Origin of the sequence: Wohlfahrtiimonas chitiniclastica, assembly GCF_002252325.1 — a bacterium.
GTDB classification, from domain to species: domain Bacteria; phylum Pseudomonadota; class Gammaproteobacteria; order Cardiobacteriales; family Wohlfahrtiimonadaceae; genus Wohlfahrtiimonas; species Wohlfahrtiimonas chitiniclastica.
Map to the genome: position 1 here is coordinate 283,491 of NZ_NEFL01000003.1, position 22,847 is coordinate 306,337.

At 44.7% G+C, this 22,847-nt stretch carries 23 protein-coding genes; 11 read left to right on the forward strand and 12 right to left on the reverse strand.

Going from position 1 to position 22,847, the window contains the following annotated elements; all coding sequences use genetic code 11:
• Positions 1 to 16 precede the first annotated feature (16 nt).
• The 7 genes from pyrE to htpX all read left to right on the forward strand — a co-directional run bounded on the left by pyrE (position 17) and on the right by htpX (position 5,446).
• The gene (gene pyrE, locus B9T10_RS09030) at positions 17 to 658 is read left to right on the forward strand and encodes an orotate phosphoribosyltransferase (protein WP_063503259.1); all 642 of its coding nucleotides are present in this window, start codon (positions 17 to 19) and stop codon (positions 656 to 658) included.
• 1 nt (position 659) lies between these two features.
• The gene (locus tag B9T10_RS09035) at positions 660 to 1,262 is read left to right on the forward strand and encodes an NUDIX domain-containing protein (protein WP_094538305.1); all 603 of its coding nucleotides are present in this window, start codon (positions 660 to 662) and stop codon (positions 1,260 to 1,262) included.
• Between the two features lie 22 nt (positions 1,263 to 1,284).
• Entirely contained in the window at positions 1,285 to 1,902 is a 618-nt protein-coding gene (locus tag B9T10_RS09040) for an L-threonylcarbamoyladenylate synthase (RefSeq protein ID WP_008315376.1), read from the forward strand.
• Positions 1,903 to 2,012: 110 nt separating this feature from the next.
• Positions 2,013 to 2,369 (forward strand): 50S ribosomal protein L19, encoded by a 357-nt coding sequence (rplS, locus tag B9T10_RS09045; protein ID WP_008315375.1) that lies wholly within the window; start codon positions 2,013 to 2,015, stop codon positions 2,367 to 2,369.
• Positions 2,370 to 2,434: 65 nt separating this feature from the next.
• Positions 2,435 to 3,271, forward strand: a complete 837-nt coding sequence (locus B9T10_RS09050) for a mitochondrial fission ELM1 family protein (protein ID WP_246782187.1) — start codon at positions 2,435 to 2,437, stop codon at positions 3,269 to 3,271.
• The gene (locus tag B9T10_RS09055) at positions 3,268 to 4,521 is read left to right on the forward strand and encodes an O-antigen ligase family protein (protein WP_094538307.1); all 1,254 of its coding nucleotides are present in this window, start codon (positions 3,268 to 3,270) and stop codon (positions 4,519 to 4,521) included. The genes B9T10_RS09050 and B9T10_RS09055 overlap by 4 nt, the downstream gene beginning before the upstream one ends.
• A gap of 40 nt (positions 4,522 to 4,561) precedes the next feature.
• Positions 4,562 to 5,446, forward strand: coding sequence for a protease HtpX (gene htpX, locus B9T10_RS09060; protein ID WP_008315367.1), 885 nt, complete (start codon positions 4,562 to 4,564; stop codon positions 5,444 to 5,446).
• A gap of 53 nt (positions 5,447 to 5,499) precedes the next feature.
• Here the strand turns inward: htpX and B9T10_RS09065 are convergent, their stop codons facing one another.
• Genes B9T10_RS09065 through B9T10_RS09080 form a run of 4 tightly spaced genes read right to left on the reverse strand, consistent with a single transcriptional unit; the run spans position 5,500 to position 9,569 of the window.
• Complete coding sequence (locus B9T10_RS09065) at positions 5,500 to 6,507, reverse strand: glycosyltransferase family 2 protein (RefSeq protein WP_094538308.1); 1,008 nt, start codon at positions 6,505 to 6,507, stop codon at positions 5,500 to 5,502.
• Positions 6,508 to 6,555: 48 nt separating this feature from the next.
• A complete protein-coding gene (putP, locus tag B9T10_RS09070) occupies positions 6,556 to 8,118 on the reverse strand; it encodes a sodium/proline symporter PutP (RefSeq protein ID WP_094538309.1) in 1,563 nt (520 codons plus the stop codon).
• 28 nt (positions 8,119 to 8,146) lie between these two features.
• Complete coding sequence (gene ybeY, locus B9T10_RS09075; RefSeq protein WP_008315364.1) at positions 8,147 to 8,614, reverse strand: rRNA maturation RNase YbeY; 468 nt, start codon at positions 8,612 to 8,614, stop codon at positions 8,147 to 8,149.
• Positions 8,607 to 9,569, reverse strand: coding sequence for a PhoH family protein (locus tag B9T10_RS09080; protein ID WP_008315359.1), 963 nt, complete (start codon positions 9,567 to 9,569; stop codon positions 8,607 to 8,609). The genes ybeY and B9T10_RS09080 overlap by 8 nt, the downstream gene beginning before the upstream one ends.
• 201 nt (positions 9,570 to 9,770) lie before the next feature.
• On the opposite strand from B9T10_RS09080, the gene pilB reads away from it, so the two are divergent.
• From pilB to B9T10_RS09100, 4 genes are read left to right on the forward strand one after another with little or no spacing between them, the layout of a single operon-like run.
• Positions 9,771 to 11,462 (forward strand): type IV-A pilus assembly ATPase PilB, encoded by a 1,692-nt coding sequence (gene pilB / locus B9T10_RS09085; protein ID WP_094538310.1) that lies wholly within the window; start codon positions 9,771 to 9,773, stop codon positions 11,460 to 11,462.
• 36 nt (positions 11,463 to 11,498) lie between these two features.
• The gene (locus tag B9T10_RS09090; protein WP_026165756.1) at positions 11,499 to 11,882 is read left to right on the forward strand and encodes a RidA family protein; all 384 of its coding nucleotides are present in this window, start codon (positions 11,499 to 11,501) and stop codon (positions 11,880 to 11,882) included.
• 3 nt (positions 11,883 to 11,885) lie between these two features.
• The gene (locus tag B9T10_RS09095; protein WP_094538311.1) at positions 11,886 to 12,575 is read left to right on the forward strand and encodes a pseudouridine synthase; all 690 of its coding nucleotides are present in this window, start codon (positions 11,886 to 11,888) and stop codon (positions 12,573 to 12,575) included.
• Positions 12,572 to 13,609, forward strand: coding sequence for a methyltransferase (locus tag B9T10_RS09100; protein ID WP_094538312.1), 1,038 nt, complete (start codon positions 12,572 to 12,574; stop codon positions 13,607 to 13,609). The genes B9T10_RS09095 and B9T10_RS09100 overlap by 4 nt, the downstream gene beginning before the upstream one ends.
• A 50-nt stretch (positions 13,610 to 13,659) precedes the next feature.
• On the opposite strand, the gene pckA is transcribed toward B9T10_RS09100, so the two are convergent.
• The 8 genes from pckA to mreC form a co-directional block, all read right to left on the reverse strand.
• Positions 13,660 to 15,273 carry a phosphoenolpyruvate carboxykinase (ATP) gene (gene pckA / locus B9T10_RS09105; protein ID WP_008315353.1) on the reverse strand — a complete coding sequence of 538 codons (1,614 nt, stop codon included), beginning with the start codon at positions 15,271 to 15,273 and terminating at the stop codon, positions 13,660 to 13,662.
• A gap of 103 nt (positions 15,274 to 15,376) precedes the next feature.
• Positions 15,377 to 16,537: a D-alanyl-D-alanine carboxypeptidase family protein gene (locus B9T10_RS09110; RefSeq protein ID WP_008315352.1), complete on the reverse strand. Its 1,161-nt coding sequence runs from the start codon at positions 16,535 to 16,537 to the stop codon at positions 15,377 to 15,379.
• Between the two features lie 15 nt (positions 16,538 to 16,552).
• A complete protein-coding gene (locus B9T10_RS09115; RefSeq protein ID WP_094538313.1) occupies positions 16,553 to 17,395 on the reverse strand; it encodes a septal ring lytic transglycosylase RlpA family protein in 843 nt (280 codons plus the stop codon).
• Entirely contained in the window at positions 17,395 to 18,429 is a 1,035-nt protein-coding gene (gene mltB / locus B9T10_RS09120) for a lytic murein transglycosylase B (RefSeq protein ID WP_063503269.1), read from the reverse strand. Before mltB ends, B9T10_RS09115 begins: the two co-directional genes overlap by 1 nt.
• Positions 18,426 to 19,562 carry a rod shape-determining protein RodA gene (rodA, locus tag B9T10_RS09125; RefSeq protein ID WP_008315348.1) on the reverse strand — a complete coding sequence of 379 codons (1,137 nt, stop codon included), beginning with the start codon at positions 19,560 to 19,562 and terminating at the stop codon, positions 18,426 to 18,428. Before rodA ends, mltB begins: the two co-directional genes overlap by 4 nt.
• On the reverse strand, positions 19,562 to 21,397 hold the full coding sequence (gene mrdA / locus B9T10_RS09130) for a penicillin-binding protein 2 (RefSeq protein WP_246782188.1): 1,836 nt from the start codon (positions 21,395 to 21,397) through the stop codon (positions 19,562 to 19,564). Before mrdA ends, rodA begins: the two co-directional genes overlap by 1 nt.
• A 90-nt stretch (positions 21,398 to 21,487) precedes the next feature.
• Positions 21,488 to 21,970, reverse strand: coding sequence for a rod shape-determining protein MreD (gene mreD, locus B9T10_RS09135; RefSeq protein ID WP_008315345.1), 483 nt, complete (start codon positions 21,968 to 21,970; stop codon positions 21,488 to 21,490).
• Entirely contained in the window at positions 21,967 to 22,845 is an 879-nt protein-coding gene (gene mreC, locus B9T10_RS09140; protein ID WP_008315344.1) for a rod shape-determining protein MreC, read from the reverse strand. The genes mreD and mreC overlap by 4 nt, the downstream gene beginning before the upstream one ends.
• Positions 22,846 to 22,847 lie beyond the last annotated feature (2 nt).

The following is a 22,847-nucleotide window of genomic DNA, read 5'->3' on the forward strand; positions in this document are numbered from 1 at the left end:
TGAGTTAGGATTTATTATGAAGGATCATCAAAAAGCATTCATCGAATTAGCGATTCAATACAATGCGTTAAAGTTCGGCGAGTTCACTTTAAAATCAGGCCGCGTCAGCCCGTATTTTTTCAATGCAGGCGCATTCAATACAGGTGAAGCATTGGCAAAGCTTGGTGAATTCTATGCCACGATGATCAACGAAGCGGGTTTATCATTTGACATGATGTTTGGCCCTGCATACAAAGGCATTCCATTGGTCTCATCTGCCGTGTCTGCATTGTATAACAAATTTGGTCAAAATTATCCTTGGAGCTTTAACCGCAAAGAGGCGAAAGATCATGGCGAAGGCGGCATGATTGTGGGTTCTGCATTAACAGGCAATGTGTTGTTGATTGATGATGTGATGACGGCAGGCACTGCCATCCGTGAATCGATTGAATTGATCGAAAAAGCAGGGGCAAAGCCAACGGCGGTTGTGTTGATGCTTGATCGTGAAGAGCGCGGTAAAACAGAATTGTCTGCCGTCCAAGAGATGCGTGAAACTTTTGGCTTACATGTGAGCGCATTGATCACCATGAGCGATTTGATCCAATATTTAGAACAAAGCGGTGAGCATGCCGAAACATTGGCAAACATGAAAGCATACCGCGCACAATACGGAGTATAAAATGTCAGCGCCAGATCGAGCTAAGATTCACGTTAAATCTCACCAACGTTTGTTTGATGGCTTTTATAAAGTGGATGAGCTCATTTTTGATCATCCAACCTTTAAAGGCGAGATGATTGAGGATGTGCGCCGCGAGATCTTTGTGCGTAAAGATGCCGTTGCGGTGTTGCCGTATGATCCTGTGACGGATCAAGTGTTATTGATTCGTCAGCTTCGCATCGCAGCGATCGGGCACACTGAGCATCCGTGGGTGGTTGAATTGATTGCCGGGCTCATTGATAAAGCAGGCGAAGATGTGAAAGATGTTGCAGTGCGTGAAGCGTATGAAGAAGCCGGCTTATCGCTGACACATTTGCGTCACATTGGTGAATTTTTCCCATCTGTGGGTGGCAGCAATGAGTATATGTATCTTTTTGCGGCGGTGTGTGATTTATCCGCAGCAGGCGGTTATTATGGGCTTTGTGAGGAGAAAGAGGACATCGAAGCTTTTGTCATCAGCCGCATCGAAGCCATGAATCGTCTCAATAATGGAGAAATTCAAACCGCTTCCACCATTATTGCGTTACAATGGTTGGCGCTGAATTATCAGTCGTATCAAAAATAGACACAATAATTTTGAGGTTATTATGATTTTGCACATTCATCCTGACAATCCCCAAGCGCGTTTGATCAATCAAGCGGTGGAGATTTTGCGTGCGGGTGGAATTGTGATTTATCCGACCGATTCTAGTTACAGCTTTTGTTGTATGCTTGGAAATCAAAGTGGTATGGAACGCATTCGCCAAATTCGTGAGGTGGATGATGACCATTTTTTCTCTTTGGTGTGTCGTGATTTATCAGAATTGGCCACGTATGCCATGGTGGATAACAGTCAATATCGTTTGTTGCGCGCGGTGTTACCGGGGGCGTATACATTCATTTTAAAGGGGTCGAAAGACATTCCGAAAAAACTATTGACGCCCAAACGTAAAACCATTGGTTTACGCGTGCCAAAGCATAAGATCACTCAGGATTTGTTAGAAGCGTTAGGCGAGCCTTTGTTGAGCACAACAGTGACATTGCCTAACTATTCGGCGGAAGATTTACGGGAAATTTATCAGATCGAGGATTTGTTAGAAAAACGCGTCGATGCAATCATTGATGCCGGTGACTGTAGTCACTTGCCCACGACAGTGATTGATTTAACATCTGGTGTGCCAGAAATTATCCGCGAAGGTGAGGGAGCGATTGATCTATTTGTTTAAATTTTATTGCGTATGATGTAAAAAATATGCAATTTAATTTTAAATGGTATACAATGCTTTCCTTTTTATGGTTACCAAATAGTTGGTTTTGAGTAATAGGTTTATCAATTATGAATATCGTACAGCAATTAGAGCAAGAGATGATGAACCGTGAACTTCCTGAGTTTTCAACAGGGGATACGGTTATCGTTAATGTAAAAGTTAAAGAAGGAAACCGTGAACGTGTTCAAGCATTCGAAGGCGTAGTGATCGCTAAGCGTAATCGCGGTATGGGTTCTGCTTTCACAGTTCGTAAAATTTCTCATGGTGTTGGTGTAGAACGTACGTTCCAAACATACAGCCCATTGATCGCATCATTAAGCGTTAAACGTCGCGGTGATGTTCGTAAAGCGAAGATTTACTATCTTCGTAATCTTGAAGGTAAGGCAGCTCGTATTAAAGAGAAACTTACAATCAAAGCGAAATAATTTTCGAATCATCTCAGCAAAAACCCTAGCTTGTTCTAGGGTTTTTGTTTATGGGGCGAAAAAACATGGTCAAACAAATTTATTGCATCACAGATGGCAAAATGGGGCATCAGCGCCAAACGGAAGGTTTAGCCACAGCATTGCAAATGCTCGTGCCTGCAAACATTACATGGTTGCCTGCGTTTTCCTTATGGCAATGTCTATTGAGCGGCGGAAAATGTGCATCATCCATTGATAAAAATGCCATCGTCATTGGGGCAGGGCATCGCACACATTTTGCATTGCTCTATTATCGCTTGCGTTATCATGCTAAAAGCATTGTCATCATGAAACCCTCATTGCCAAAATCATGGTTTGATCATTGCATTGTGCCGCGCCATGATCATGTGACCGGTTCAAATGTATTGGTGACAGAAGGCGCGATGAATGTGCTTTCCCTTCAAACAGTCGAGAAAATCCCACAAACGGTGATTTTAATTGGCGGCCCGAGTGAACATTGCGCATGGCGTAATGAAGACATTTATCAGCAGCTCAGCGATTGGGTGAAAACAACGGATGGGCGGATGATTTTATCCACATCAAGGCGTACACCTGCGGACTTTTTAAACAAGATGCCAGATGCGTTAAAAGCCGCGATTGAGTACCATGATGTGGCAAATTTACCAAGTGATTGGCTGCCTAAAGCGTTGCTTGAAAGTCAACATGCATGGGTAACGGCAGATTCTGTCTCCATGGTGTTTGAGGCTTTAAGTGCAGGTTGTGACACAAAAGTGATTGCAGTGGCAGGTTTAACCGGTAAAATGGCGGAAAATTTACAGCAATTACCACATTTAATGAGCACGCGCTTAAACGAATCGGGGCGTGTGGCACAACAATTATTAGCAATGGGGCTTTTTGAATGACATCAGAGAAATCGTGCGGCTTACCACAAAAGGTGGCCATTTTTTTCTTCTCCGCCATGTTTTGGCTATACATTGCCAAGATGGGGATTTTTAATGGCGTTGTGATTGCCACGGCCGTATGGGGCATTTATGTATTGATTCGCCATCGCTGTGAAGTGATCAGCTATTTAAAATCATCCCAATTTTTATGGCTGTTTTTACTGCTCTTTGTGCCGGTGGTGATTTCTGCCATTGGTAGTTTAACCCCGAAAGATAGTTGGCGCACTGTGCTCAATATCAGCCGATTTTTCTTCATTGGTGGGTTGGCGATTGTCTTAACACAAAGTTCAGTGGAGAAAATTCGCTGGGCAGTGTTGGGCTTCATTGCCTTGATCTCTGTGGATGCTGTGATTGAATGGCTCACCGGTTATCATTTAACGGGCGTGAGTCGTGATCGCGTGCGCATTATGGGGCTCTTTCAGTTTTACCATTTAGGCTATGTGCTCGGCACATTGACGCCCATCATTTTCTATCAAACCTATCAGAGCTTTGCGGCTAAAAATCGCGGACGCTTTGCATGGTTAGTCATTACGGCTTGTGCTTTGATTGCCATTTTTGTGGCCGGTGCACGCGCAGGTTGGGTCTCTTTATTGGTCAGCGGTGGCTTGTTATTATTGTGGTTGTTGATCCATCGAAAGATCTCTTGGAAGCGCGTCATTGTGGCATTAGGATTGTGTATCGTCGTTGCAGGGAGCATCACACAAATTCCGATGGTGAAAAATCGCTTGGTGAATCCAAATGGTGCGGCCACTGTGGAATTTGGCAGTTATGAATGGTTTGATAAACTATCTTCTGCACGCTTAGTGTTGTGGGAATTTGCTTGGAAACATTATCAAGAATATCCTGTGATTGGCGCAGGCACAGGCAGCTTTCATCAAACCTTTACAGAGCAGCCCCAAGAGTTAAAAGGTGCGCATGATGAAGCTTTCTTCCCACATTTTCATGGTTTAGAAGTATTGTCAGAAACAGGTACTGTGGGCTTTATTTGTTACCTCATTGTGGTGTTCAGTGTATTGTGGCTGTTGTTGTCTGCCCCCTATTTTTCAGTATGGTTGGCGGTGGCATTCATTGCCATGATGCCGATCAATACCCATGTGGCATTTTATGGCAGTTTTTGGGCAGTATTGATTTGGGTGCCTTTGATCTTGGGCTTACGCGAAAGATTTTTACGCCGTAAGGCTGACGCAGCACTTGAAAATAGACTAAACTGATAGCATTCATGAATCCATTGAGTTTTTAAGAGGGAGTTTTATGTTTAAACGTATTTTATTATGGACAGTGACGAACGTTGCGGTGATTGCAGTCATCACAGTGATTTTATCCGTCACCGGTTTGAGCGGTGCGTTAAACGGTGGCCAAGGTTTATTGCCAATGTTGCTTGCCGCAGCGGTGGTGGGCTTTACCGGCTCCATCATCTCTTTATTAATGTCAAAAAAAATGGCCATCCATGGCATGGGTGTGCACATTATTACCGAGCCTTCTAACCAAATGGAAGCATGGCTTGTGGATACAGTGCATCGCCAAGCAAAAGAAGCAGGCATTGGTTTGCCGGATGTGGGTATTTTTGAGTCAGCTGACCCGAATGCCTTTGCAACGGGCGCGAATAAAAATGCAGCCCTTGTGGCCGTCAGCACAGGTTTATTGCACACAATGAATCGAGATGAAATCGAAGCAGTGCTCGGTCATGAAGTTGCCCACGTTGCCAATGGTGACATGGTGACCTTAACTTTAATCCAAGGCGTGGTGAATACCTTTGTGATCTTCTTATCACGCATTGTGGCGAACATCATCACATCAGCCTTGCAAGGGAATAACGATGATGAGGCACCAGTTGAAAACAGTGGCACATTCTTCATTGTCTCGTTTGTATTGCAGATCATTTTTGGCTTCTTAGCAAGCATCATTGTGGCGTGGTTCAGCCGTAAGCGTGAATTTAAAGCTGATGAAGGCGGTGCACGTTTAGCAGGGCGCGATAAAATGATTGGCGCATTGCAAGCCTTACAGCGCGGTCATGCGAACGAAGATTTGCCGGGCAATATGGCAGCATTTGGCATCTCTGGTAAAGTTGCGAACTTATTCAGTACGCATCCACCATTAGAAGAGCGCATTGATGCTTTGCGTTTACAGCAACGTTAATAAAGTGAATTGAATAAAAAAAACCGTTGATGATTCAACGGTTTTTTTATTGATCAGCCAAAAATCTTTGCAAGGAGCCAAGCGGTCTTGATGTGGTTGTTTAAAAAGAGCTTGGCAACGATGCGTTTGATGAAGGGTAAATCCTGTAAATCGATCATTTGTTCTGTGATTAAGCGGGTAAAGTTTGCTTGAGCAATGGGGAAAAGCATGGCTTTGAGTTCAGGTTCTTTAGTTTTACGGATGATTTTGCTCACAAGCATCCGATACGCATCCTCTGCCATCTGTTGTTTGAGGCGCGCTGCCATTGCTTGAGAAATGCGCGGCGCTTTAAAAAAGTAATCATACGTATATTGTAGGCGGCGGGTGGCATCATTGAGATAACGTTGATGTTTTAAACTTGACGTCACACTGCTCGGGTGCCTGCGATAAAAATAGAGTGGCAAGTCAATGAACGCATAATCACGCGTGTTTGCGAGGATTTGTAGCGTGTAGAATACATCATCTTCATAGAAGATCTCTTCACAAAAGCGCTCATGACGATAGCGCTCAGTTCGGTAGAGTTTATTCCAAACATTTGCTTGCGGCGAATGGGCATCTTTATCTAAAAAGCGCACAAAACCATCATGATAAACCGTAATAGGTAAGGGCGAAGGAATCGCAACAGGCTGAATGTGATTCTCATCACTGAATAAGACCTTATCAAACGCCACGCAATCGAGGGTATCAGAGGATTCAATGACGGCTAAGCTCACTTTTAAAGCCTCAGGATGCAGCAAATCATCGCCATCGAGAATCATGAAGTAATCGCACGGTTGTATTTTTTCTAGACCCACATTGCGCGAATGGCACGGTGAGCCATAATTGCGCTCATTTTGTATGGCCACAAAGCGTGGATCTTTTTCGCTAAAGGCCGTGAGTTTTGCAAAGGTGTCATCGGTGGAGCAATCATCAATGCAGTAGCAGGTAAAATCTGCATGGCTTTGCTCAGCGATTGCCGTTAAGCAAGATGTGACATAGTCAGAGAGATTGTAAAACACAACAATGATGCCAACACTCTTCATAAAAAATCTCCATTAAAAAATTGCCCCAATGAAGGGGCAAATCAAGGATTATTGTAAGTAAGCTTTTGTGGCATCATCAAAGCGCTGCTGCATGGTGTTTGATGCAGGTTGACCGAGTTTGCTGAACACCACAATGGCGATCGTGGCTAAAATGAAGCCTGGGATGATTTCATACAATGATAAAATCGGCACGCTGTCAAATAGGCCTTGGCTGATGTTTTGGTATTGATCATCTGTTAAGCCGCCATAAGTGAGGGAAATATAAATCGGGACGATGTTTTTATACACAATCACCGACAATGCACCCACGATCATGCCCGCTAAAGCACCATTACGCGTCATGCCTTTCCATAAGAGGGATAAAATCACCACAGGACCAAATGCTGCCCCAAAGCCTGCCCAAGCGTAGGAGACTAAGGATAAGACTTTACTGTTCGGATCTTTGGCAATGAAGATGGCGATCGCTGCAATCATGAACACCATAAAGCGACCGACCCACACAAGTTCTCTATCTGAGGCATTGCGTCTAAAGAATCCTTTGTATAAATCTTCAGTTAAGGCGCTTGATGATACAAGGAGCTGACAGCTCAACGTACTCATCACTGCTGCCAATACACCTGATAACACAATGCCTGCCACCCAAGGATTGAGTAGGTATTTGGCCAATTCCATAAAGACTTTTTCAGAATCACCATTGACGATGCCAGCAATGGCTGCATTTTGTGTAAAGTATGCACGGCCAAAAAAGCCAATGCAGATGGCGCCAAATAGACACAAGGCCATCCAGGTGATGGAGATGCGGCGGGCTTTTGGAATGGTGTTCACAGATTCAGCCGCCATAAAGCGCACCAAAATGTGTGGCTGACCAAAATAACCTAATCCCCATGCTAAAAGGGAGATGATGCCGATGGTGGTCATGTTGTGGAAGATGTTCATGAAGTTAGGATTTTCTTTTAATACGATCTCCATCGTTTGCGGAAGGTCAGACAAGGAGAGGATCACCATGGTGGGCAGTAAAAGCAATGCAAAGATCATCAAAGTCGCTTGAATGGTGTCTGTCCAACTGACGGCTAAAAAGCCCCCAATGAATACATATAAAATGGTTGCCAAAGCGCCCACCCAAAGAGCCGTATCATAATTCATGTTAAAGGTGCTTTGGAATAAGCGTGCGCCTGCCACAATGCCAGAGGCACAGTAGATCAAAAAGAAGAATAGGATGATGAGGGCAGCAAAAATTTTCAATAAGCGTTTGTCATCTTCAAAGCGGCTATGGAAATAGTCTGGCAATGTTAAGGCATTGTTATTGAATTCAGTAAAGACGCGAAGGCGTCCTGCCACAAATAGCCAGTTTAAATACGCACCGAGGGTTAAGCCGATGGCGATCCATGATTCTGATAAGCCTGCTAAATAAATCGCGCCGGGTAAGCCCATTAAGAGCCAACCGCTCATGTCAGAGGCGCCGGCAGATAATGCAGTGACCACACTGCCAAGGCTGCGACCCCCTAAAATATAATCGGATAAATTTTGCGTGGCGCGATAAGCGATGAAGCCAATGGCGATCATCGCAAATATGTATAAGAAAAATGTAATGGTTAATGGGTTAAATGACATGTCTACCTCCTAGGAGGTGACATTATACTCAAATTTCGTAAGGATTTTTGATGGATAACGCCTCTAAAATCTCAATTTCCAAACTTTCCATCTCTTCGGCCTCTTCATCGATGATGTGATCATAGCCTAAAAGGTGCAAGACACCATGTGTCACCATGTGGGCTAAGTGATGGTCGAAGGTTTTTTCTTGCTCAATGGCTTCCGCTTCCACCACGCTCAAACAGATGATTAAATCCCCAAGAAAATAGACATCACTCTCTGGCAGATTACATGTTGAAGGAAAAGAGAGTACATTGGTGGGCTTATCTTTGGCGCGATAGGTGTGGTTGAGGGCTTGAATCTCCTCATCATCTGCAAAACGAATGGTGAGTTCTACAGTTGGCTCATCAATGGCGATGAAGGACAGGGCATTATTGACCCAAATTGCTAATTGATCATCCGTTGGGATGCTTGGATGGGTGGATGCATTTTGTACATCTAGCACTAAATCACTCATGACTGTTGTCCTCAGCCTTTTGATAGGCATTGATGATTTTGGCCACAAGCGGATGGCGCACCACATCTTTTGAGTCAAAGAACGTCATGGAGATGCCTTCGACGCCCTCAAGCACATGCATGGCATTTTTAAGCCCTGATTTGACATGCTTAGGTAAGTCAATTTGGGAGATGTCGCCTGTAATCACCGCCGTTGAGTTAAACCCTAAACGGGTGAGGAACATTTTCATCTGTTCAACGGTTGTGTTTTGCGCTTCATCTAAAATAATGAAGGCATCGTTTAAAGTGCGACCACGCATAAAAGCAAGGGGCGCGATTTCGATCACGTTGCGCTCGATGAGTTTGAGCACCGTTTCAAAACCCAGCATTTCATACAATGCATCATATAAAGGGCGCAAATATGGATCGACTTTTTGTGTCAAATCACCCGGTAAAAAGCCTAAACGCTCACCGGCTTCAACGGCAGGGCGCACTAAAATGATGCGGCGAATGGTTTGGCGTTCTAAGGCATCAACGGCGGAAGCCACCGCTAAAAATGTTTTACCGGTACCGGCAGGGCCAATGCCAAAGTTGATGGCATTTTCTGAAATTTCATTGAGATATTGTTGTTGATTGAGGCTGCGCCCGCGGATCATGCCGCGCTTATTTTTTAAGACCACTTCTTTGCGCTGAGTGTGTGCCGTATTGATGGCAGAGGCAACATCAAAGTTCGCGCCATGAAGGGTTAAACGCACCACGTCTTCATCTAAAATTTCTTCAGCGGTGGCATCATACAGGTGTTCTAAAACCAATTTAGCCGCAGCTTCGGCTTTTTCTTCCCCAATGATTTTAAATTGAGTGCCACGATTGGCAATCTCCACAGCAAAATGTCTCTCCACTAAATGTAAATGGGCATTTAAATTGCCACAGAGATTTGCGAGGCGTTCATTGTTGTCTGGAAAAGTCAGCTCAATCATTCATCTACCATATCTAAAAGGAAACCATTATACACCCAACGCCCCTAGAAGAAAGAGTGCATCTCTATTTCTAAGGTGGCAATAATTCGCTATAATCAAACCCATGAATCGATTGACCTTTAAAAGTGAGAATCTGGTGTGGCTATAAATCCAACGCAAAATAATACGAATGATGCAGCGCAACCGAAGAGTCCTTCATTGATGCGATTGATGCACAATGGCCTTGTGAAGGCATTGATGGAAAAAGGATTGGTGACCGAAGCGCACTTAGACCGAGCCGATACCATCATGCAGGCCGATAAATGCTCCTTAATGCGAGCATTGATCACCTTGAACATTGCGCCGCAAGCGCTGTTTGAAGTGACGCAGAGTTTGTCAAACTTGCCGCGTTTTGACTTTAGAGCATTTGATCTACGCACAAAACCGCCTGAGCTGTTGTCCACAGAAGAGATGGAAAAAAACCTTGTATTTCCGCTTCGCATGAAAAATGGCACGCTTTATGTGGCGGTGGCGGATCCGACGGATAGCCGCATGCTTGAAACATTGCGCTTTAAGTCACGCGCCATCATTGAGCCCATTTTAGTGGCGCCGATGCAATTGGTGGCACACTTTGAATCGTATGGCGGCGTGAACCGTGAGAAGTTGCAAAGCATCTTCACCCAAATGGAGACGCAAAAGAAAGAAGAAGCCACAGATCCGGATGCATCGGTCACTTATAACTTGATGAGTGACAAAGACAATTCACCGATCGTGCGCTTCATTAACGGCGTATTGGCCGATGCCATTACGCGCGGTGTGTCGGATTTGCACTTTGAACCGTATGAACACAGTTATCGCGTACGCTTTCGCATCGATGGCGTATTGCAAGAGGTATATACACCGCCAGATAGCTTTAGAGATCAAATTGCGGCGCGTATTAAAGTCATGTCCCAATTAGACATCACCGAAAAGCGCGTGCCACAAGATGGTCGTATTAAAGTGGATTTGAAAGGTCGCATCATTGACTTTCGTGTGAGCATCTGTCCGACCCTTTGGGGCGAGAAGATCGTTATGCGTATTTTAGACAGCTCAGCTGCGAACCTTAACATCGAGATTTTGGGCTTCAGTGACATTCAAAAGAAAAACATTCTAGAAGCCATTCAAAAACCACAAGGGATGATTTTGGTCACAGGGCCCACAGGTTCGGGTAAGACGGTGACGCTTTACACCTGTTTAGGCATTCTCAATCAGCCGACCACCAATATTTCCACTGCAGAAGATCCTGTTGAGATCAACTTAGAGGGCATCAATCAGGTGCCAGTGAATCCAAAAGTGGGGCTGAACTTTGCGGCGGCATTGAAATCCTTCCTTCGTCAAGATCCGGACATCATCATGGTGGGTGAGATTCGTGACTTAGAAACGGCGGACATTGCCATTAAAGCGGCGCAAACGGGTCACTTGGTGTTATCAACCTTGCATACAAACTCAGCGCCTGAAACCCTCACCCGTTTGATCAACATGGGTGTGGAAACCTTCAACATTGCCTCAACTGTGCATTTGATCATCGCGCAGCGCTTAGCCCGCCGTTTATGTTCTTACTGTAAGGAGCCGGTGCGCATTGAGTCAAAAGTGTTGGAAAGCTTAGGCTTTTCTGCGATGCAAGCTGCGGGACAAATTTATGGTCCTGTGGGCTGTGAGATGTGTAACAAAGGTTATAAAGGACGCGTCGGTATTTATGAAGTGATGCCCATTTCTGATACCATGGAGCGCATGATTTTAGACAAAGCGAGCGCCGTTGATATTGCAGAACAGGCTCGTTTAGAAGGGGTGGATAGCATTCGTCAATCTGCCATCAAAAAAGTAGTAGAAGGGGTGACCAGCATCGATGAGTTATTGCGTGTCACCACGGATTAATGATGCGGTCTTGTTTAAGTTAATGATATGGAGACTATGATGAAAAAAGTGATTGATTCACCAAAAGCGCCAAAAGCCGTTGGCCCTTATTCACAAGCACAAGTGTTTAAAGATTTATTGTTCACATCGGGTCAAATCCCATTAGATCCAGACAGCGGTGCTGTTGTGGGCAATGATGTGAAAACTCAAGCCCAGCGCGTATTTGAAAATTTACGTGCCGTGCTTGAAGAAGCCGGCGCAAGCTTTGATACAGTGATCAAAGCCACCTGTTATTTAGACAATATGGAAGATTTCGCAGCATTTAACGAAATCTATGCTCATTATTTAGGTGAAAGCTTGCCTGCACGTTCATGCTTCGAAGTGGCGCGTTTGCCAAAAGATGTATTGTGCGAAGTTGAACTGATTGCGTATGTTCCATAATTTATGCGTTTAGATCAATTCCTACAAAAGACTTTAGGGGTTTCTCGCCAAACGGCCAGAAGCATTCTTAAAAGCAAACAAGTGAGCGTCAATGGGGAAATGGTCAAACAAGCAAAACATCAACTCGATCTTGCTGTGGATCGAGTTTTTTATGGCCAAGAGCCGCTTGTTTACCAAGAATTCTACTATTGGATGCTCAATAAACCGAAGGGTTATGTGTCTAGCCACATTCATGATGGCGGCATTCCCATTTATCAATTGTTAGAAGATTTTAGTCATGTGGAGATGCATTGCGCAGGGCGCTTAGATGTGGACACCACGGGCTTAGTGCTCATCACGAATAATGGTCAATGGTCGCACAGAGTCGCGCACCCAAGCCAAGCGTGCTTTAAGCGTTATCGCGTGATGACACAAATGCCATTGTCAGATGATGCCATTGCTGCCTTAGAAAAAGGCGTCACCCTTGGCAATGGTGAAACCACATTGCCCGCGACAGTGGTACGTTTAGCAGACAATGAAATTGAGCTGTCCATTTGTGAAGGCAAATTCCATCAAGTCAAACGCATGCTCAAAGCTGTGGACAATGAAGTGATTGATTTGCACCGTTTACAAATTGGTGCCATCACCCTTGGCGATCTCGCTGAAGGGGATTTCCGAGCATTAACAGAAGCAGAGATTGAGGAGTTTGCATGATGCAAGATGCATTTAGCGCCCTTTATCAGCGCGCTGCCCATCAAACCTTTGATCAAAGTCTTTGGTTTGTGGATGAAAATTATGATGTGGCAAATCGCCCATTGATGATCAATGTGACAGATGCCATCACCAACCGCATTGACATTGCAGATTACTTAGCTGAGCATTGCACGGTGAATTTATCGGATTATGATTGTGCATCGTACGCCGATCACAGCATTGATGCAGTGTATTTGCGCGTGCCTAAATCTAAGGCATTGCTCAATCATATGGTGCGTGAATCATTGCGTGTCTTAAAGCGAAATGGGCGCTTAATTTGCGTGGGCTTTAACGATGAAGGGATTAAAAACACCTTTAAAAAGATTGAAAAAGCCACCGGTGAACTCATCGAGCAAGAGTTATTAGGCAAAGGGCTACGCATTGCAGAATTTAGCGTCACTGCGGCGAATGCTGCGGCGATTGAAGATCGTGGCTATCAAAACACCCTCAATGTTACCAATGACTTAGGTTTAACAATTGTGGGCAAAGCAGGTGTGTATGGGGCAGAGAAGATCGATGCGGGCAGTGCATGGCTGTGCGATGTGATGTTAGAGAATCTTTCGACTTTGCCAAATGCAGTGTTAGATTTAGGCTGCGGCAATGGTTTGATTGCTCTGCGTTTAGCGCAGCACTTTCCGGCAACCCATTATGTGGCGACGGACAATAACGTCACCGCAGTTGAGATGTGCCGCTTAAACTTTGCTAAAAATGGTGTGCAAGGTGAGGTAATTTTAGCTGATTGCGGGCAGACTTTAGCTGATCGCAGCTTTGAGATGATTGTGTGTAATCCGCCTTTTCATCAAGGTTTTGACACCTCTGAAGCCTTAACATTGAAGTTCTTAGCCACCATTGAGCGTTTGCTCACTAGAAAAGGGCAAGCGTGGCTTGTGATGAATCGATTTTTAAAAGTCGAGCACCTCATTAAAGGCACGGGGCTACAATTGACGAAGATTGATGAGAATCATCAATTTAAAATCTTAAAGCTCAATCGATGAGCATAAAAAAACCCTCAATTCTGAGGGTTTTTTATTAGATTAGAGATGCATTAATCTTTTTGTGGGCCAGCAGCCACTAAAGATTTGCCTAAATCTGTGTCTGTGTATTGGGCAAAGTTTTTGATGAAGCGGCTCGCTAAATCATCTGCTTTTGCTTCCCATTCAGCAGCGTTGGCATAAGTATCACGTGGATCTAACAATTTAGGATCAACATTTGGTAATTCAGTTGGCACTTCTAAATTGAAGATCGGAATGTGTTTAGATGGCAACTGATCAATTTCACCGCTGATGATGGAATTGATGATGGTGCGCGTATCTTTCAATGAGATGCGTTTACCTGTGCCGTTCCAACCTGTGTTCACTAAGTAAGCTTCTGCACCTGATTCTTGCATTTTCTTCACCAATACATCTGAGTATTGTGTTGGGTGAAGCAATAAAAATGCTGCGCCAAAACATGCTGAGAATGTGGGTGTTGGCTCAGTAATGCCGCGTTCTGTACCGGCAACTTTTGAAGTAAAGCCTGATAAGAAGTAGTATTGCGTTTGCTCTGGGGTTAATTTAGACACTGGAGGGAACACGCCAAATGCATCTGCCGTTAAGAAGATCACTTTTTGTGCAGGACCTGCTTTAGAGATCGGCTCCACAATGTTTTCAATGTGGTTAATCGGGTAAGACACACGCGTGTTTTCTGTTTTAGAACCATCGTTGAAATCTACAGTGCCATCTTCTAACACCACAACGTTTTCTAACAATGCATCACGGCGGATTGCGCCATAAATTTCAGGTTCATGATCTTTAGATAAATTGATGGTTTTTGCATAGCAGCCGCCCTCAAAGTTAAACACGCCATCATCATCCCAGCCGTGTTCATCATCACCGATCAATTCGCGGTTTGGATCTGTAGATAATGTGGTTTTACCTGTGCCAGATAAACCAAAGAAGATGGCCACATCGCCATCTTTACCCACGTTTGCAGAGCAGTGCATGGAGGCAATGCCTTTTAATGGCAATAAGTAGTTCATGACAGAGAAGAGACCTTTTTTCATCTCGCCGCCGTACCATGTACCACCGATCAATTGAACATTTTCAGTTAAGTTAAATGCTACGAAGTTTTCTGAGTGTAAACCGTGTTCTTTCCAGTTTTCATCAGTACATTTTGCGCCATTCATCACGGTGAAGTTAGGTTCAAATGTTTTGAGCTCTTCTTCCGTTGGGCGAATGAACATGTTTTTCACAAAATGTGCTTGCCATGCCACTTCTGTGATGAAGCGTACGCTTAAACGCGTGTCTTTGTTTGCACCACAAAATGCATCGATGATGTAGAGTTTTTTGCCTGTCAATTGATGCGTGACCACATCTTTTAACTCTGTCCACACTTCTTGCGTAATGGGATCATTATCATTTTTAACGCCACCGGTACCATTCCACCATAAAGTGTTTTCAGTGGTTGCATCTTTGACGATGAACTTATCTTTTGGGGAACGACCAGTGAAAATACCTGTATCCACTGCCAGCGCACCTAGATTGGTTAAGGTTGCTTTTTCATAGCCAGTTAATGATGGATCCATTTCTGCCTCAAACAGCACATCATAACTCGGATTATAAATAATCTCCGATGCTACAATATTGTGTGATTGCAAAAAGGCCTTAATCTTATCGATCATTTCAATCTCCAGGATGAGTGTCAGTGTAATAAAGTTAAATAATAAAGTTGAATATTATACAAGAATGCTACAAGTTTACTACAAATAGTTCGAGTTATTTCGATCACATGATTTGTGCTTTTAGCTTTTGGAATTTGTTTTGGAATTTGTATTTAAACTGATCCCAATAACGCTTCATAAAGCTTGCTTGTTCCACGGTTTCTTGTGCATAAAGTGGGGTGTTTAAAATGGTTTGTGTGCCATTTTTAACGATGAATTCGCCAATTTTTTGACCTTTTTCGACAGGCGCAATGAGGGGTTTTTTCACCTCAACGCTCGCACGTAAATTGTCATATTGACCACGCGGATAAGTGATGTAGATGTTTTTATCCGACACTAAATTCACGCTGTTGCTTTCCCCTTCATGAATGGGGGATTGCAAAATCACTTGGTCAGCATCGTATAATTTTTTGTGCTCAAAGTTCATAAACGCATAGTTCAAAAGCTCTGTCGATAACTGAGCGCGCTCTTTTTCGCTGTTTGTGCCAAGCACCACAACAATCACGCGAAAGCCATTACGAATGGCGCTTGAGGCTAAGTTATAGCCCGCTGAACGGGTGTGGCCTGTTTTGATACCATCCACACTTGGATCTGTCCACAATAAAGTGTTGCGGTTCTTTTGTGTGATGCCATTCCATGTGAAGGATTTGTGTGAGTAGATTTCATAATGTTCTGGGAAATCTTGAATCAAATGGCGCGACAAAACAGCAAGATCATAGGCGCTGCTGTAATGATTCGGATGCGGTAAACCTGAAGCATTCATGAAATTGGTGTCATTCATGCCAAGTTCTTTGGCTTTTTTGTTCATCTCAACGGCAAAATTGGGCTCACTGCCACGTAGATATTCTGCTAAAGCAATCGATGAATCATTGCCTGATTGAATCACAAGGCCAAGCACTAAATCATGCACGGTGATCTGTGTGCCTGCTTCTGCAAACATGCGTGAACCTTCTTGAGATTGGGCATATGGCGAGATGCTCACTTTAGCATCGGGCGCAATGACGCCTTTGTCTAACGCTTCGGCGATGAGGTAGCTTGTCATCACTTTGGTGACGCTTGCAGGCTCAAGGCGCTCTTTGCCATTGTAATCGGCTAAGATTTCGCCAGTGTCATAATCCATGATCACCCATGCTTTGACGGGGACATTGACGTGAATCGGGGGCAATTGCTGAGCAAAGCTCGCAGTTGAAAAAATCGAAAGACAAACCAGTAGAATTTTTTTCATGAATCGACTCTATGTTTATGACTGAATGTGGAAGGTTTTTGCCGATAAACCCTCTTTTTTGAGGGCCAATGCTGCTTCATCGGCTGCTTGTTGGGTATTATAACGATGAACAATCACGCGGTAAAACTGTCCGTCGTAATGAACTTCGGTGGGCAATTGATAGGCTTGCTGAATTTGCTCTTTAAAATTGCTCGCATTGTAAGGGCTGCTGTAGGCATTGAGCTGAATGGTGTAATTGCCATTAGCATCATGCTTTGGCAAGATCGGCGCATCATTATTGACCAGAGAATCACCATGGGAATCGGAGATCACATCGGTGGCCTCTGGAATGTATGTGTGCCCATAGGCTGCTTTTTCAGAGTTTAAGTGTTGGTAAGGCTTTAATGCCACCACGCGCACTTTCGCTGTCCCTTTGCCGATCATGCCCAAATCTTTAGCGGCTTGATAGGACAGATCAATGATGCGGCCTTTCGCAAAAGGTCCGCGATCATCAACGCGCACATTGACGGATTTACCATTTTCAAGATTTGTCACTTGCACATAAGTGGGGATGGGCAATGTGCGATGCGCCGCTGAATAAGCATGCATATTATAAGGCGTGCCGCTTGAAGTGCGCTTAGCATGGAAATCTTTCCCATACCAAGAAGCAATGCCCGTTTCGCTGTAGCCTTTTGAGGTTTCTTTGACATGATACGTCTGCCCAAGGGCTTGATAGCTTTTCGGGTTGCCATATTTACTGACGGGCTCTTTTTTCGGCACGGCACCATGGCTGTTTTGTTCGGTTTTTGGTGCACTGCTACAGCCTGCAATGATGAGCGGGACTAAAGCGGCGACAAGTAACAGAGGTTTACGCATCATTATTTTCTTTCGTTGATGGCATTGGCCAATTGAGAAACCGCCAACGCATACATATTTGAATGGTTGTAACGGGTGATCACATAGAAGTTATGAAAGCCCAACCAATATTCATAATGATTTGGGGAGACTTCAAAGTCCATCAAAGTCACAGGTAGGGTGGTGGTCAGATTGGTTTTAACGCCTAAGGATTTAAGCTTCGCTAGGCTTGTTTTCGGTGGCAATACGCGCCCACGTTGGAAATAGCTGGCCACTGCCTGAGGATTGGTGACATCGACTTTAGCAATCAATGGACCATTGCGCTGCCAACCATGTTTAGATAAATAGTTGGCCACAGAGCCAATGGCATCCACAGGATTGTCCCATAAATCTTTCACGCCATCGCCATCAAAATCAACCGCATATTGTAAATAGCTTGAGGGCATAAATTGCGGATAACCCATTGCGCCAGCATAGGAGCCTTTAAAGCTGAAGGGATCACGTTTCATGCCGTAAGCGATTTTAAGGAAATTGGCAAGCTCTTTAGAGAAAAACTCAGCACGACGCGGATATTCAAAGCTCAAGGTTGCGAGTGCATCCACCACCGCCCAATTGCCTTTATTGGTGCCATAACCGGTTTCTACACCAATGATGGCGGCAATCACAGCAGCCGAGACGCCATATTCGCGTTCAGCACGTTCTAAGGCGGATTGATATTGATGGTAAAACGCCACCCCTTGATTGATGCGCTGTTCTGTCATGAAAATGGGACGATAGCGACCCCAATTCATTTTTTCCGCAGGGCGATTCATCGCCTCAACAATCGTGGGTTTAATCGATGCACGGTTCATGGTTTGTGTGAGCCATGCTTGATCAATGCCGGTGGATTGATGGGTTTTTTCAATGAAATTTGCCACATCTGCCCGTTCTGCTAAATGGGTTTGTGCACGGGGCACCGCTTGCTCAGGATGCGCTGTGCGCGTTGGCGTCGGTGCGGTTGAGCATGCACTGATGAATAGGATCGTTGAACAGGCTAACCATAGATTGAGTCGTTTCACGTTGTGTATTCCTTTTCTTTTTTAGGCTCGGGGTGGGCGAAAATGCTCATGATTATACCAAATGAGATGAACAAGGTCACAATGGATGTACCCCCGTAACTGATGAAGGGCAATGGCACGCCCACAATTGGTAATAAACCGCTGACCATGCCAGCATTGACGAAGATGTAAAAGAAGAAGCATGCCGTAATTGATCCGCCAATCAGTTTATTAAAGGGCGTTGTCGATCGATTGACTAAGTAAAAGGCACGCAAAATGATCATAAAGTACAAGGATAACAAAAAGGCGATGCCCACAAAACCAAATTCTTCAGCGGTGATGGCGTAGATAAAATCGGTTGAGGATTCTGGTAGGAATTTTAAGGAGGCTTGTGTGCTGTTGAGCCAGCCTTTGCCATACATGCCACCTGAGCCAATGGCAATTTTAGACTGAATGATTTGATAACCTTTACCAAGGGGATCAGATTCAGGATTGAGCAGCGTTAAAATGCGGCTTTTTTGATAGGTTTGTAATCCAAATTCCCACACAAATGGCAGCGCACTGCCCACAATCACAAGGGTTGCGATGATGTAACGCCACAATAAGCCACTGAAAAAAATCACCGTGATGCAGGCAAAGAGAATCAAAAGCGCTGTGCCTAAATCAGGCTGACGCAACACCAATGCAAAGGGCATAAGGGTGATGATGAGTGCCAATATGATGTTGATAAAACTCGGTGGTAAACTGCGATTGCTAAGGAAGTAAGCCACCATCATTGGGGCGGCTAATTTAGCAAATTCAGAGGGTTGAAAACGCACCACTTTTAAATCAAGCCAACGGTGTGAGCCATTGACCTCAACGCCCACCACATAAATCAGGGCAAGCGCAATGAGGGTGATGCCAAAAAAGTAGGGCGTCAGGCTTTTGATCACATGGGGCGGAATGAAAGCGATGATCATCATGGCGATGATGCCGATGATCATGCGTAACGCTTGGGCTTGCACAATGTCAAAGTTACTGCCAGAGGCACTGTATAAAATCGCAAGGCCACAGGCGCAGACGGTCAATAGCAGTAAAAATAGCGTGGTGTCTAAATGAAAAAGCGCCAATAAACCTTTGGGTCTAGGGGCGAGATGTGCGTCAAAGCGTTGCATTATTCACCTGCCTTTGCATTGGTTTTAGGGGTTTGTAGGGGGGCTTTAAAGTGCGTCATCCAGGCATGGATCACCTCTTTAGCAAGCGGCGCGGCAACGCCTGAGCCCGAGCCGCCATTTTCTAAAAAAACTGTCACCACAATGCTAGGATCATTCGCTGGTGCAAAGGCTGTGAACCATGCGTGATCATGATGTTTTTTCGCCAATGCATCTTTATTGTAAACAGCATTTTGGGCAATGGATTTGACTTGTGCAGTCCCTGATTTACCAGCAATCTTATAATTTAAACCGGTGGCGATGCGCCGCGCAGTGCCTTTATTGTCATGCACAACACCCACCATGCCATCGATGATGCTTTGCCAATATTCAGGGCGACTGACGTGTATGGGTTCAATGGGCACAGGTTCATTGATCACCATTTCATTGGTGCTAGGATTGCGGATGGCATGCAAAATATGGGGCACAAATGCATTGCCACGCTGGGCGACAATTGTGGTGGCTTGGTTGACTTGTAAAGGCGTAGTCAGCCAATAACTTTGCCCAATGCCCGCGGTGACGGTTTCCCCATCAAACCAAGGTTGATTGAAGTTCAATCGTTTATATTCAGGCGTTGGCAGCACGCCGCGGCTTTCCCCTAATAAATCAATGCCAGTGGGCTGGCCTAAATAGAACTGCTTTAAAAAATCCGTCATGGGTGTAATGCCCATTTTATAAGCAAGATCATAATAATAAACATCGCACGATTGCACGAGGGATAGGTATAAATTCACTTTCCCATGCCCCCAACGGCGCCAATCGCGGAATTTATGTTTATTGCCGGGCACTTGGAAAAATCCTTGGCAATTGATGTGGGAGGTTGCCGTGATGATGCCTGCCTCTAAACCGGCTAAGGCAATTTGTGGCTTAATGGTGGAGCCTGGCGGATAGCGCCCTTGCATGACTCGATTTAAGAAAGGTTTATCAGGGTTGCTGTTTAAATCATCAAAGTCTTTATGGCTGATGCCATTGACGAAAAGATTGGGGTTGTAATTGGGTTTTGAGACAAACGCAAGCACTTCGCCAGTTTTGGGATCAAATGCCACAATGGCGCCTGTGTGATCACCGAGCACCTCTTCTGCCACTTTTTGTAGACGCATGTCTAGGGTCAGATAGATGTCACGCCCTGGCGTTGGCAATGTTTGTTCTAAACGGCGAATGATGCGGCCATTGGAATTGGTTTCCACTTCTTCAAAACCCATGGTGCCACGCAAAACATCTTCAAAGCTTTTTTCCGCTCCTTTTTTACCAATGTGAGTGAGGGTAAGATATTGGTTTTGAATGTTTTTTGCCTCGATGTCCTTCATGTCGTTTTGATCGATCCGCCCAACATAGCCGAGCGCATGAACCGCCGTATTATATTCAGGATAAAAGCGCGTGAGTTGGGAGGAGATGTCCACACCATCGAGCTGATAGAGATTGACCGATAAGCGATTGATCTCAGCTTCAGTGAGCTGCTCTTTTAAGGGCACAGGTGTTTGGCGGGCAGTGACGCGATCGGTGCGATAATATTTATTGAGCTCTTGCTCGGAAATATCCACCCATTGCGACAGTGTTTCGATGATCTCTGCCACTGGTTTTGAGGTGTTTTGACGCGTGATGGTCAGATTAAATGAGGGCACATTTGTGGCGAGCACCACACCATTGCGATCAAAGATTTGTCCACGGGTAGGCGGCATCGGAATGAGCTGGATTCGGTTAGAATCCGACATGGTGGCATATTTATGGTGCAAATTGATTTGCAAATGAAAGAGCTGCGTCAGCAGCAGCGTAAAGCATGCAATGATGATGATCAGCATGAACAGGACGCGATTGCGAAAAATGATCTGTAATTTTGCTTTACTTCGTTTTTTTCGCGCAATGACTTTAGAGAAAAATACCATACGTTTTTATCGAGAAGGGATCTTCAGTATATGACAAGCTTCGTTCAATAACGTCAGAATCAATGGCCAAATGAGGGCGGAGGTGACAATGGAACCAAACATCCAGAAGTTAAACTCATTGGTGTTGCCCACCATGTTATTGATGATCAATGAGAGTAACACTTGTAACACATAAAAGCCCATAAAAGCTAAGGATAGCTGACCGATGGAAATTCTGTTGAGCCATTTGTTGTGGCGCTTTGTGATGTAAGCGGTGATGGCGAAAATGAGTGCATTGAGCCCAAGCGGATAAAAGAGGGTGATGTCTAAGAGTAAACCCACACTCCACGCAGAGAGGATGCTGAATTGTTTTTTGGTGTAATGGAGCCAAAAGAGCGTGATCATCAATAAAAATTGTGGGCGAAAGGGCTCAAGGTAATTTGAGAGCGAAATGAGCTCTAACGACAACCCTAATACAATGGAAACAATCAATAAAATATAGTACTTCATTGTGCCGCAGCCTCAGGCAAGGGGGATAAATCAGGTTCGATGGATTTGAGCACCAAGACTTCACGCGTTTTATTGAGTTCTGCGGTGGGCTTTGCGCTGATTTTGGCAAAGTGATTGGTGGGATCATGCTCAATGCTTGTGACAATCGCCACAGGATAACCTTGTGGGAAGCGTTGATCTAAGCCTGAGGAGATCAATAAATCCCCCACTTTAATGTCTTCATCAATGGGGATGTTTAAAATGTTTAATGATTGACTGTTGCCGGTGCCTTGGGCAAGACCGCGGATGCCATTGCGATTGACTTGCACAGAAAAAATGTGCTGAGGATCTGAGATTAAAATCGCTTTACTTGAACGAGGATTGACCTCAATGATCTGCCCGATGACGCCAGAGGTATCAATGATGGGTTGATGCACTTCAACGGCATCATTGCTGCCGCGATTGAGCTCAACAATGAAGCGATAAGGGTTGGTGTTTGTGCTCATGATCTCTGCAATGATCGAGGGATATTGCAACGTATTTGAAGAGCGCAATAACATGCGTAAACGACGATTTTCAGCCAGTAGACTTGCATTGCGTTGCACTTCAAACTCTAAAATATATTGGCGATTTTGTAATTGCTCGATGGTGTCGATGAGCTCTTTTTTATCACTGGCCCAGATTTTAATCTGTTTACCGAGTGAACTTGGCAACTCTGCCAATAATTTAATGGGATAAATGACCGCATTGACCGATGATTTAATGGGCATCGTGTGCAGCGTGCGCGCATCTAAATACAACAAAACAACTGACGCGAGCACAGCAATCACCATTTTAATGGTGATGATGCTCTGGTTCGGAATCAGTTGCTTTTTTTGCGCGCTTGATTGTGTCATTC